Origin of the sequence: Gaetbulibacter sp. S0825 (assembly GCF_011777505.1) — a bacterium.
Lineage (GTDB): Bacteria > Bacteroidota > Bacteroidia > Flavobacteriales > Flavobacteriaceae > Pontimicrobium.
Map to the genome: position 1 here is coordinate 186648 of NZ_JAATJT010000003.1, position 13001 is coordinate 199648.

General features: G+C 31.7%; 9 protein-coding genes. 3 read left to right on the forward strand and 6 right to left on the reverse strand.

What is annotated here, in order from left to right; genetic code table 11:
• Window positions 1-8: 8 nt before the first annotated feature.
• From HB672_RS11935 to mnmE, 3 genes are all read right to left on the reverse strand, one after another.
• Window positions 9-3038: a TonB-dependent receptor gene (locus HB672_RS11935; protein WP_167769760.1), complete on the reverse strand. Its 3030-nt coding sequence runs from the start codon at window positions 3036-3038 to the stop codon at window positions 9-11.
• A 301-nt stretch (window positions 3039-3339) separates the two neighbouring features.
• Window positions 3340-6150 carry a triple tyrosine motif-containing protein gene (locus tag HB672_RS11940; RefSeq protein ID WP_167769761.1) on the reverse strand — a complete coding sequence of 937 codons (2811 nt, stop codon included), beginning with the start codon at window positions 6148-6150 and terminating at the stop codon, window positions 3340-3342.
• Window positions 6151-6252: 102 nt separating this feature from the next.
• Window positions 6253-7644: a tRNA uridine-5-carboxymethylaminomethyl(34) synthesis GTPase MnmE gene (mnmE, locus tag HB672_RS11945; protein ID WP_167769762.1), complete on the reverse strand. Its 1392-nt coding sequence runs from the start codon at window positions 7642-7644 to the stop codon at window positions 6253-6255.
• A 132-nt stretch (window positions 7645-7776) separates the two neighbouring features.
• Here mnmE and HB672_RS11950 point away from each other — a divergent pair, with 132 nt between their 5' ends.
• Complete coding sequence (locus HB672_RS11950; protein ID WP_167769763.1) at window positions 7777-8916, forward strand: TlpA disulfide reductase family protein; 1140 nt, start codon at window positions 7777-7779, stop codon at window positions 8914-8916.
• 34 nt (window positions 8917-8950) lie between these two features.
• Here the strand turns inward: HB672_RS11950 and HB672_RS11955 are convergent, their stop codons facing one another.
• On the reverse strand, window positions 8951-9598 hold the full coding sequence (locus HB672_RS11955) for a rhomboid family intramembrane serine protease (RefSeq protein ID WP_167769764.1): 648 nt from the start codon (window positions 9596-9598) through the stop codon (window positions 8951-8953).
• 180 nt (window positions 9599-9778) lie between these two features.
• On the opposite strand from HB672_RS11955, the gene HB672_RS11960 reads away from it, so the two are divergent.
• Window positions 9779-10678 carry a lysophospholipid acyltransferase family protein gene (locus tag HB672_RS11960; RefSeq protein WP_167770197.1) on the forward strand — a complete coding sequence of 300 codons (900 nt, stop codon included), beginning with the start codon at window positions 9779-9781 and terminating at the stop codon, window positions 10676-10678.
• 13 nt (window positions 10679-10691) lie between these two features.
• Here the strand turns inward: HB672_RS11960 and HB672_RS11965 are convergent, their stop codons facing one another.
• Window positions 10692-10868 carry a hypothetical protein gene (locus HB672_RS11965; protein ID WP_167769597.1) on the reverse strand — a complete coding sequence of 59 codons (177 nt, stop codon included), beginning with the start codon at window positions 10866-10868 and terminating at the stop codon, window positions 10692-10694.
• A 66-nt stretch (window positions 10869-10934) separates the two neighbouring features.
• Window positions 10935-12326, reverse strand: coding sequence for a phosphoglucosamine mutase (gene glmM, locus HB672_RS11970; protein ID WP_167769765.1), 1392 nt, complete (start codon window positions 12324-12326; stop codon window positions 10935-10937).
• Between the two features lie 72 nt (window positions 12327-12398).
• Here glmM and HB672_RS11975 point away from each other — a divergent pair, with 72 nt between their 5' ends.
• Window positions 12399-13001 carry an acyl carrier protein phosphodiesterase gene (locus tag HB672_RS11975; RefSeq protein WP_167769766.1) on the forward strand — a complete coding sequence of 201 codons (603 nt, stop codon included), beginning with the start codon at window positions 12399-12401 and terminating at the stop codon, window positions 12999-13001.

The following is a 13001-nucleotide window of genomic DNA, read 5'->3' on the forward strand; positions in this document are numbered from 1 at the left end:
ATACTTAATTAAAATTTTACGTTAAGACCCAATAAAAATGTACTAGCACTTGGATAAAATCCATTATCAATTCCGCCTCCAATTGGAGCCCCATTGCCAATAGTAGGATCATATCCTTTATATTCAGTTAATGTAAATACGTTACTAGCTGAAACATAAATTCTAAACTTGCTTATTTTAGGGTTTTTTAATACACCATCAGAAAAAGTATATCCTAATTGTATATTTTGTAATCTTACAAATGAACCGTCCTCTACATAAAAGTCAGAAAAAACTGTGTTAGAAGTCGCTCCAATTGTATGTAGTGGTGAGTAGTTATTAGTACCTTCTCCAGTCCAACGATCTAAATACCAAATTGGCTTATTCACTAATTGCTGGTTACGTTCATAATTTCGTACAATATCATTCCCAATTGATGCAAACGTATATGCTGAGAAATCAAAGTTTTTATAATCAAAAGATATGTTAAGACCCATTGTTGCATCTGGTATTGGATTACCTAGATTTACTCTATCGTCCAAATCTATAACTCCATCTCCATTTTGATCAACAAATTTTAAATCTCCTGGACGTGCTCCAAGTTTAGTAACTGCGGAATTATCAACTTCTGATTGGTTTTGAAAAACCCCATCGGTTTGGTAACCAATAAAATAACCCATTGGAAACCCTGCTTCCATTCTAGATATAGCAGGTTGTGAAATACCAAAACCACCGCCTTCAAGATATTCACCTTCTCCACTTACTTCGAGAACTTCATTTTTTAAAGTGGTAACATTATACTTTATGTTAAACTTGAAGTTTTCACTTAGATCATCTGAATAACCAATGGCAAACTCAAGACCTTTATTTTCAACAACTCCTGCATTAACAAATGGCGGCGCTCCTGTTCCTAAAAGTCCAGATATTTGAGGTGAGACTAATAAATCTTCTGTTCTCTTTTTAAAATAATCAGCAGTGATATCTACTTTATTATTTAAAATGCGCAAATCAACACCTATATCTAATGTTTTTTGTTTTTCCCACTTAATTTGTGGGTTAGAAATTGGTCCACTTGCTATTCCAAAGATTTCGTTTTCACGATCATTTCCTCCGAAAAAATAGGTCCCTTCCCCAGTCAATAATGATACAAATCTATAATCTCCAATTCTATCATTACCTAAAACTCCGTAAGAGCCTCTAAGTTTTAATAAATCAAAGAAATTATTATCATTCATAAATTCTTCATCTGAAACAACCCATCCAATAGATCCAGAAGGAAAAACACCAAATTTATTACCTGGCCCAAATCTTGTTGAACCATCTCTACGCACTACTGCGGATAATAAATATTTTCCTTTATAATCATACTGCAATCGTGCAAAATAAGATAATAATCTACCATCAAATTTAGGGTTACTACCTCTTTCTGCATATATATCTTGTTGTTCTGATCCTTCTTCTACTGAAGCATAACGTATATCATTATTCTTTATATCAGAGGCAGTAGCTCCAGAAAACATTCCTGTAGTTTTAAAAACAGAAGTCCCTAAGAGTACATCAAGTTTGTGGACGTCATTAAATGTATTTTGGTATTTAATAAATCCATCAAAAGTATAGTCTCTAAAAATATTAAACCCTTCAAAAACGCCACTTCTTTGAGTATTAAAAACTTTTCCACTACCATAATAATCAATTGGATCGAATGAGAAGCTCGATACTTCGGCATAATTAAATTGAAAATTAGCTTCTGCGGTAAAATGATCTAAAAAATTATATGACAAACCTCCAAAACCATTAAACTTCATGACTCTATTTCTATTATATGTGTTAGCCATTTGAGCTACTGGATTAATAACTTCTGCACCTAATCCGTCAGCTAATGAAAACTCACCATTTTCGTTTCTTACTGGAATATTAGGTGCCATATTTAAAGCATTAAAAAGTACAGAACCTAATGCGTTTTCTGGCAAACCTTGACTATTTATTCCTGTAAGAGTAAGACCTGATTTAAACTTAAAATTTTCTAAGAAGTCTAAATTATAACTTGCACTATTTGTTACACGTGTAAAATTTGATTTCTTACCACCAACAATACCATCTTGAGTTAAAAATGAAGAACTAAATGAATATGATGACTTTTCCTTACCACCTTTAAATGTGATACTATGATTCATAATTGGAGCCGATTCAAATACTTCATCTTGCCAATCAGTTCCAACACCTAAAATAGACAAGTCTGGAAAAGGAGGTGTGCCTCCACCTGCAGCATATGCCTCATTAACTATTACACCATATTGTGTTGCATTTAATACTGGAATTTTACGTGTTGTTTGCTGAAAGCCTCCATATGCATTATATTCTATAGTTAATGGCATTTCTTTACGCCCAGTCTTTGTAGTTATAAGAATAACTCCATTAGCAGCTCTTACACCATATATTCCAGCAGTAGCATCCTTAAGAATGTTTATAGTCTCAATATCATTAGGATTCACAACACTAAGATCTTCTACAACATTACCATCTACTAGAATTAATGGACGACTATCTCCGTTTGTAGATACACCTCTAATACTAATAGTTGAACCACCACCTGGAGATCCAGAATTGGTTGTAATATTTACACCTGCTACTTGACCTTGTAAAGCTTGTTCAATACGTGTTGGTTTTAATTTCTCTATGGTCTCACTTGACACCACAGAAACAGCTCCTGTAATTTCTTTCTTGGTTTGGGTTCCATAACCAATTACAACTACTTCATCCAATTGAGCCACATCTGGTTGCAATTGAATATTTAAAACTGAGTTGTCATTAACAGCAACTTCATAAGTTACATACCCTATGTAACTAAATGATAAAACAGACCCTACTGATACGTCTTTCAAATTGAAATTACCATCAAAATCTGTTGAAGCTCCTTTGGATGTTCCTTTTACGATAATGTTTACTCCTGGAATTGGCATTCCAGTTTCATCAAGAACAGTTCCTTTTACATCTAAAGTTTGGGCACTAATTGTTATTACCCCAAACAATGTAATTAGTATTCCTAAAATTCCTTTCATATAAATTAAGTTTTATAGCTCACACATTTTTGTTAAGTTTTTTTGTTTTCCTAATAGGTTTAACAAAAAAAGTTGTGTATGATTTCCGAACTCTATAAAACTAAAGATATGATTTATTAAATCTGTAAATAACACCTAAACAAAAAACATACATAATAAAAAAAACGCCTAAAAATTGTGAATTTATCAATAAAAGGTAATAAAACTAACGAGTTTACAATGTTTAATTATTTGTGATGTATTAAGCTAAAACAATGCCTGTAGTGGTAATGTTGTGGTGTTTTTAAGTTTTGTTAAGTTACTATACTTCTAAAATATAATTTGTTAGACTTGATTCGTGAGCTAATCCCATTTTTTTACGCAATCGATATCGCTTAACTTCAACACTTTTATGTGATATGTTTAGTAATGGAGCTATTTCTTTTGAAGATAGATTAAGTCTTAAATAAGCACACAAGCGCAAGTCATTTGAAGTAAGTTTTGGGTGAATCTCTTTCATTTTCTTTAGAAAATCCTTGTCTGCATTATTGAAGGCTTCTTCAAATAATTTCCAATCATCTGTATTGTTTAAGTTTTTGTCGATTAATTTAACCACATACGACGAATTGCCATCTTTCGTAGTTTTTAATTCGTTTTTAATGTTATTTAAAAACTCATTCTTTTTTATCAAACTCATTGTAGAGATTGCTAATTCTCTATTCTTATTATTAATATCTTGTTCAAGACGCTCATTCTTGTAATTCATTAATTGCTGTTTGTTTTCAAGTTCTTTAAGCGCCAATTCCCTTTGTGCTTTATACAATAGTTTTTCTCTTTGTTTTTTATAATACGATTTATAAATATTATGTGTTAGTATTATTAACAACAAAAATAGTAATGCATAAATGGTAATAGCTAAATTAGAAAGTAATAAAGGTCGTTTTACTTTAAACGAATAAGACGCTTCATTATTTGTAACAGTATCTCCTACTTTGCCCCTTACTTTAAATGTATAATTACCATAGGGTAAATTTTCAAAAAACTCTGAAGAATTTGTAGACCAAGCGCTCCAAGAATCATAGATGCCTTCTAATTTATATTGATATTCTTTAATGTTGAATTTTGAATAGTCTGCCACACTAAACGAAAACTTGAAATTGTGCTGTTGATTTTCAAATACTCCACTTTCTGACTTATCAACAACTTTGAGACTGTCTTGTTCTTTACTTCTGCTATTTTCTATTATGTCTAAAGTAACTTGATAATCTTTGATTTTTGATTTTTTATTTAAATCTATTACAATATAACCTCTTGAAGTACCAAATAAATACTGCTCGTTACCAAGATTTAAAACACTTTCATAACTAGATACCTTATCACCTAAATTGGAAGGCAAGTAGACTTTATCAATACTAGGTTTTGAGCTCAATTTACTTGGAGAAATAAAACTTATATGTGTTTTGGATAACGCGATTAAGGAATTAGAATCTTCATCAAACATTAATTTGCCAGATATATAACTATCATCGTTATAAATTTCACTAAGCTCATTGTCTTTAGTAAATTCTTCACTTGAAAAATTAAATTTAAATACACCATCTTTATAAGCATAATAAATATCTTCATTATAACTAGCAAGACTAGAGCCTATACCCTTTTCTACACTCAACTCTTCTATTTCAATTAGCTCTTTATAATTATTAGTCACTTTTAATTTAAATACACCTTTGTATTCATGGCTAATTAAAATATTATCTAGGTTATATACTTCAACAAATCGAGACGATATGTCAAATCCATTAATTTTATTTCTATAAGTCCATCTACCATTCTTTTTTTCTAAAACAGATAACCCATTATAGCCTCCTTGAAGAATGAGGTTTGTTGAATGCTGTATCTGTTTTAAATTCCAAATTCCTTGTTCTTCTGAAATTTTAGTAGCAGAATTTCTATTTATTAAAAAAGTTCCTGAATTATGCCCACAGAATAACGTGTTATCAATAACTTCTAGACTCCAAACTTGGCCTTTAGTACCACTAATAAATTGAAAATCACTATTAATAGCTGAAAGATTTTTGTAAAACAGGCCTTGATTAGTTCCTAAATACAAAATATTATTGTGCTCCGCTGAAACATAAACAGAACCTAATGAGCCTACATTATCGTAATAAATTCTAAAAGGAGAATTAATATTCAAGCTATTAATACCATTATCCAAACCTAACCAGATATTGTTATCAACATCTTCAAAAACAGCCAATACGGTATTATTTAGTAATCCTTCTTTTTGATTTATGTTATAAGATATAGTACCATTATTTAGATAAACTAAGCCATTTGAAATAGTTCCAAAAACAAAACTTCCATTTTCAAGACGAGTGCTGTTGTACACACTTAAACTAGATAAATTATTACTTTGTGAAACATCCCATTCTTTTAATTGGTTATTGTTAAAAGTGAAAATCCCTTTGTTTTGTGTTTGAATTAATAAATCATCATCATACTGAAACATATTAATTACCTCTTCATTAACTATACTAGAATCATTTGTGAATAGAATATCCTTACCATTTTCAATTTTATAAATGCCGTCATTTATACGCTGAAAAAAAATCGCATCATTGAGATTGAAAACTTTAGTGATTCTGGAATTAGAATCTATAATATTGAATGTTTCATCAACAATATTATAAATATAGATTCTATCAAGAGATTGAAATAATATGTTTTCTTCAAAATCAATAATATTCCAAAATTCTTCATCTTCTTTTAATGGAATATCTAACTTTTTAGCTAGAGAAGTATAATTTAATTGTCCGTAATAATCTCTTATCCAAAATCCAAACTCCATATAGCATCCAGAATATATTCTATTTTCAGTAGCTATAACAGATCTCATAATAGATTCATTTGGAGATTCATACAATCTCCACTTCTCTCCATTAAACTCTAGTAATCCCTTGTTATTTGCAAAGTATAAGTTTTTATCATCTGTTTGAGTAATAGACCAGTTTTGTCTTCCAGCGTTATAAGTATTTGGTGCATATCCATTAATAGGTGGTAATTCTTGTGAAAAAGAAAGCACTGGAACAACTAAAAGAATAGTAAATATTAATCGAAAAACACTTCTCATGCCTAGGCCAATTATTAAAGTTGTTAAGGTACGAAATTTATTTACTATAGGATCTACAGGGCTTTAAACAGAAATTGTATAGTAATTGTAGCGTTTAAAAAGCTATTTTCCGATACAGAAATTAGCAAAAATGTTCCCTAAAAGATCATCACTAGTAATCTCTCCTGTAATTTCACCAAAATGGTACAAGGCTTGTCTAATATCTATAGCTAATAAGTCTCCAGAAAGATTTGAATCCATGCCTTGCTTAACTTTTTGAATTTCTTCTAAGGCTTTTAAAAGCGCATCGTAATGACGAGAATTAGTGACTATAGTATCATTGTTTCTTAAAGCTCCTGTATTGATAAGACTCAATAGTTTATTGGTTAACTCCTCTACTCCAAAACCTGTTTTGGCCGAAAGCAAGATAGCTTCAGAAATATTGTTGGTAAGTTCTGCCAATTGTATGTCATCCAACCTATCAATTTTATTGGCAATGATGATTAATGGTTTTTGTGGATGTCTGTTTTTGATTTTTTCAATTTCAATAAGTACAATTCCTAAGTTAGTAATACTTGTTGCACTATCAAACAAATATATAACCACTTGCGATTGGTCTATTTTCTCGAAGGTTTTTTTAATACCGATACTTTCAACCACATCTTTTGTGTCTCTAATACCTGCTGTATCAATAAATCTAAAACCAATACCACCTATGGTTAATTCGTCCTCAATGGCATCTCTTGTCGTTCCAGCTATATCGCTTACAATCGCTTTTTCTTCGTTAAGCAATGCATTAAGTAAAGTCGATTTACCAACATTTGGCTCACCAACAATAGCTACTGGAATGCCATTTTTTATCACATTCCCAACAGCGAAAGAGTCTATGAGGTGTTTTAAAACTTTCGTAATGCGCTCAATTAAGTCTTTAAATTGGTCGCGATTAGCAAACTCTACATCTTCTTCAGCAAAATCCAATTCCAACTCAATTAAAGAAGCAAAATTCATAAGCTCATCGCGTAGGGCTTTAATCTCATTACTAAATCCTCCACGCATTTGCTGTATGGCCACTTGATGCGATGCCTCATTATCACTCGCAATTAAATCTGCTACAGCTTCGGCTTGACTTAAATCTAATTTTCCGTTTAAAAATGCTCTTAAGGTAAATTCTCCAGGATTTGCAATTCTGCAACCATTCCTTAAAAATAACTGAATGATTTCTTGCTGTATATATGGGCTTCCGTGACACGATATTTCAATAACATTTTCACCTGTATAAGAATTTGGGTTTTTAAAAACCGAAACCAACACCTCATCTAATTCTTTACCATCCTTTAAAATATGCCCTAAATGAATGGTGTGAGTTTTCTGGTCAATAAGCGACTTCTGTTTTTTAACAGACCTAAAGCTATTATTAACTATGCTAATAGCGTCTTTACCAGAAACCCTTATAACAGAGATGGCTCCAGCACCTGAAGGCGTTGCTAATGCAATTATAGTATCGTTATTTGTCACCTAATCTAAATTTTAAGCAAAAATAGGAAATTGACAACGGACTTTATACATATTGTCTGATTATAGCGTAAGTCGTCTACATAAATTTAAAAGAAAACAAAATCGATGTATATTTGTGAAAAAATATAGAAAATGAAAAAGACAATCCTACTTTTGGTCTTAGTAATATTAAATTACAGTTGTAAAACTAACGAACAAGAGCCTCTTGCTCCTAATTCCTACGAAATTAAAGGTACTGCTAAAGGTGTTGTTAATGGCCTTAGAGCTTATATAAATTCTGTTGAAAACAATAGACAAGTTACCATAGATACTGCTATTGTTATGAATGAAGAATTTATATTTCAAGGAAAAGTTGCAAATCCTTCAATAAAAACCATTACTATAAATAGTGTAAATGGTAGTTTACCGTTTGTTTTAGAATCTGGAAAAATTACAATAAACATTAACAAAGACAGCTTATTTTATTCACCTATTATTGGTTCGAAGAACAACGAAGATTATAATTCTTATAAAACTGAATACAGAAAAAAGGGTTCAGCAATTAACGGTTTAAATGATGAGTATAGAAAAGCCACAACGCAAGAAGAAAGAAATAAAATTATTGCAAAAGCAAGAGAGATAACTGCTGAATTAGATGCATTTGGTATGGATTTTATTGCAAACAACCCTAAATCAGATTTTTCATTATTATTGCTTGAAACCCAGATTACGAATCCAGACATCAATCTAGAAAAACTAAAAAACAACTACAAAGCTTTACAACCTTTAATTAATAAGAATGCTGCCTATAAATCTATTGGAGCTAAAATAAAAGGCGAAATAGAAATCATTGAAGCAAGCGCTAACCTTAACATTGGTAAAATAGCACCAAACTTTACGTCACCTTCTATAGATGGTGAAATGATTTCGTTAAACGATATTAAAGGAAAAGCTACTATTATAGAATTTTGGGCGTCTTGGTGTGGACCATGCAGACGTGAAAATCCAAATATTGTAAGGGTTTACGAGAAATATAAAGATAAAGGCTTAGAAATTATTGGCGTATCTTTAGATAGACCAGGACATAAAGAACGATGGAAAAAAGCCATAGAGGACGACAACTTAAACTGGCATCATGTAGGTAGTTTACAATACTTTAATGATCCAGTTGCAAGAATGTATAACATAAATTCTATTCCAGCGTCTTTTATACTAGACGAAAATGGTAAAATTGTTGCAAAAAAACTACGTGGAAGTGCTCTAGAAAAACAGATAGCTTCAATGTTAGATTAATAAAAAAGCCTTCAAGGTTGAAGGTTTTTTTAGTTTATATCCTTCCTGTTTTTCGCATCACATACAGTATTACAATAGGTATTGCTAATAGAATTACCATAAGTAAATGCTCTGTAAACAACCAAGGCGCTAAAATCAAGGTAATCACATAACCACCAATAGCACCTCCAAAATGGGCGTCGTGACCTATGTTGCCGATTCTCTTTTTCATTCCGTAAATGGAATACAACAAATAACCTATTCCAAACAAATAGGCTGGAATTGGAATTGGAATAAAAAACATATACAGCTTCATTCCAGGATTTAATAAAATAGCAGCATATAAAATTCCTGTTACTGCTCCACTCGCTCCTACTGCACTATAATGATATTCATTTTTATGAAAATAAAAGGATAAAAGATTACCAAAAACCAAACTTCCAAAATATATTAGTACAAAATTAAAAGTACCTAATTGTAATACAGGATTTGCGAAAAAGTAAAGTGTAAACATATTAAAAAACAAATGCATCTCATCTACATGTAAAAAGCCAGAGCTTAGCATTCGCACTTGTTCACCTCTTCGTATACCTCCAATATTGAACTTGTATTTTTCAAAAAAAGAAAAGTCATTAAAGCCTTTTAAGGAGACTAAAATATTTGCACCAATAATAATAATTGTAATAGCTTTTAAATCAAACATAAGGTATAAACGTAAAAAGCCAAAAGTACATGATTTTTTTCATTTGGAAATTATCAAAAATCAAATGAAAAAAATTTATGGATTAACGAAGTAGTTACTGAAGCAAAACTAAATTTAGTACATTTTATTAAACTGAATTTAGTTTTTGAAGAAGAAATATAACATATATTTGCCAAAACAATTAAGCATTTGCAACTTCTAGCTTACATAATAATTTATCCTGTTTTATGGATTATTTCAGTACTTCCACTTAGGGTTTTATATATACTATCTGATGGTGTTTATGTATTACTCTACTATATAATTGGCTATAGAAAAAAGGTAGTAAAAGACAATCTTAAATTAGTGTTTCCAAAAAAAAGCGAACAAGACATAAATCGTATTTCGAAGAAATTTTATCATCATTTTTGCGACATGATGTTTGAGGCGATTAAGTCGCTTACTATTTCGGAAAAAGAAATACTAAAACGCTTTAAAGTTACCAATATTGAGGAGCTTAAACAATACGAAGCATCTAAACAAAGTATTATACTTATGTGTGGCCATTATGCGAGTTGGGAATGGTCCATGAGCTTACAAAAACACATCGATTTTATTGGTTATGGTGTTTACAAAAGATTACGAAACCCCTACTTTGACAAATTAGTTAAGCGTGTAAGAGGAAAATACAACACTTTTTTAATACCTACTAAAGAAATTATCCCTAAGCTTGTTCAGTCAAAAAAGAACAATGAACTTTTTTTATGCGGAATGGCAGCCGACCAATCGCCAAAACTAAATAAAGCTTATCACTGGACAGAATTTATGGGAGTGAAAGTACCTTGTTATACAGGTTCTGAAATGCTTGCCAAACGATTGGATTTACCAATAGTTTTTATGGCAATAAAAAAAGTAAAAAGAGGGTTTTATGAAGCCACTTTCAGCACGATAACTAAAACTCCTAAAGATTTTAAAGATTATGATTTAACTGATGCCTTTCATAAGTTAGTTGAAGCACAAATTAAAACAGCGCCCGAGTATTACTTATGGACGCATAAACGTTGGAAGCATAAGGATAATGTTCCTGAAGAGTTTCAATAAATATTTTGAAGATTTAATTAGTTTTTTTTCTTCTACACTTTCTACTTTCGTTTCTAATAGCTGCCGCAAAAGACAAAGCTGTTCCAATACCTATAGATAATCCAACTGCAAGACTATTTGTTGCTACTCCAATACTAATTCCTATGCCTGCTCCAAAAATTAAGCTTGAAGCTATATAATTATTTTTCATACAATATTCAATCTATCTAATTAGTAGTAATTTTCAATTATTGTTACAATGCATAATTATTAAAAATTAATTTATACCTGCAATTTCCTTAATCTCACCCATAATTTTAGTCGCCAAATCATCTGCTTCTTGTTGCGATGTTGCTTCGGTATAAATTCTAATAATAGGCTCCGTATTACTTTTGCGTAAATGCACCCAATTCTCTGGGAAATCTATTTTTACACCATCAATAGTGGTAATGTTTTCATGAGCATAACGTGCTTCCATTTCTTTTAAAACGCCATCAACATCCAAACCTGGTGTTAACTGTATTTTATTCTTACTCATAAAATAGGATGGATACGTTTTTCGCAACTCACTAACTCTCATTTTTTTATCTGCCAATAAGCTTAAAAACAACGCTACACCTACTAAAGCATCTCTTCCGTAATGCAATTCTGGATAGATAATACCTCCATTACCTTCACCACCAATAATGGCGTTATTCTTTTTCATTAACTCCACCACATTTACTTCACCTACAGCACTTGCTTCATAAGTGCCTCCATGTTTTTCTGTGACATCACGAAGCGCACGAGTAGAACTCATATTGCTAACCGTATTTCCAGGTGTATGGCTCAACACATAATCGGTACAAGCGACTAAGGTGTATTCTTCACCAAACATTTCTCCATCTTCGCTTACAAAGGCTAATCTATCTACATCAGGGTCGACCACAATACCAAAATCAGCATGTTCTTTAACCACTTTTTCCGATAAGTCTGTTAAATGTTCTTTTAAAGGTTCTGGATTATGCGGAAAGTGTCCAGTTGGGTCACAATACAATTTTACAGCATGCACGCCCAATCTATCTAACAACAAAGGAATAGCAATACCTCCTGTAGAATTAACACCATCTACTACCACTTTAAACTTTGCTTTTTCAATTGCTTTTTTGTTTACTAATGGCAGTTTTAATACTTCATCAATATGCATATCTATATATGCGTCGTTAATTGTGATTTTACCTAAACTATCAACATCGCTAAAGGTAATATCATCAGATTCTGCCAATCTTAAAATCTCTTCACCATCTGCACCATTTAAAAACTCACCTTTATGGTTTAATAGCTTTAGGGCATTCCATTGTTTAGGATTGTGGCTTGCCGTTAATATAATACCTCCATCTGCATGCTCCATAGGTACTGCAACTTCAACCGTTGGCGTGGTAGACAAACCAACGTCTATCACGTGAATTCCCATACCAACAAGCGTATTCGTTACCAGGTTCTGAATCATTTCGCCAGAAATTCTTGCATCACGCCCCACTACGACTCTGTAGTGTTCCTTTTTGCGCTGTTGCTTAATCCACATACCATAAGCCGATGCGAATTTAACCGCATCGATAGGTGTTAAATTCTCTCCTACTTGCCCACCAATGGTACCTCGAATTCCTGATATAGATTTTATAAGTGTCATATATGTTTATATTTTGAACAAATATAATATTTCAAAACCGTATTCCTCGTTACGAATTTGTAAATTCGACCAATGAATTTTTTAGCACATATTTATCTCTCAGGCGATAGCGATTTAGTAACCATTGGTAATTTTATGGCTGATGGTATTAAAGGAAAAGAATACCGAAAATACCGTAGAGAATTGCAAATTGGCATTCTACTTCATCGCGAAATAGACACGTATACTGATGCGCATCCAACCGTAAGAAAAAGTACAAAACGATTACATGAAAAATACAGTCACTATTCTGGCGTGATTGTAGATATTTTGTATGACCATTTTTTAGCTAAAAATTGGAAAAGCTATTGCGATGTTCCGTTGGACAAATATGTTGAACATTTTTACGATTCGTTAGAAGACAATTTCGATATTATACCTTTACGCATTCAAAAAATGATGCCTTATATGATTACCAATAATTGGCTGTTGAGTTATGCCTCAATTGAAGGGATTGCAAAGATTTTAGAAGGCATGAATCGAAGAACTCACAACAGATCACAAATGAATTTAGCTGTAAACGAACTTGAAGAGTTCTATGAAGAATTTGAGAAAGAATTCACTTCTTTTTTTAAGGAACTCATTACCTTTGCTAAAGAAAAGCTAGCTTATTTATCTGCTCAAAAAACATTGTAA

What these genes read in the sequence shown, in the direction of transcription:
- HB672_RS11935 (WP_167769760.1), bottom strand. Translation starts at nt 3,038, where the DNA reads ATGAAAGGAATTTTAGGAATACTAATTACATTGTTTGGGGTAATAACA.
- HB672_RS11940 (WP_167769761.1), bottom strand. Translation starts at nt 6,150, where the DNA reads ATGAGAAGTGTTTTTCGATTAATATTTACTATTCTTTTAGTTGTTCCA.
- HB672_RS11950 (WP_167769763.1), top strand. Translation starts at nt 7,777, where the DNA reads ATGAAAAAGACAATCCTACTTTTGGTCTTAGTAATATTAAATTACAGT.
- HB672_RS11955 (WP_167769764.1), bottom strand. Translation starts at nt 9,598, where the DNA reads ATGTTTGATTTAAAAGCTATTACAATTATTATTATTGGTGCAAATATT.
- HB672_RS11965 (WP_167769597.1), bottom strand. Translation starts at nt 10,868, where the DNA reads ATGAAAAATAATTATATAGCTTCAAGCTTAATTTTTGGAGCAGGCATA.
- glmM (WP_167769765.1), bottom strand. Translation starts at nt 12,326, where the DNA reads ATGACACTTATAAAATCTATATCAGGAATTCGAGGTACCATTGGTGGG.
- HB672_RS11975 (WP_167769766.1), top strand. Translation starts at nt 12,399, where the DNA reads ATGAATTTTTTAGCACATATTTATCTCTCAGGCGATAGCGATTTAGTA.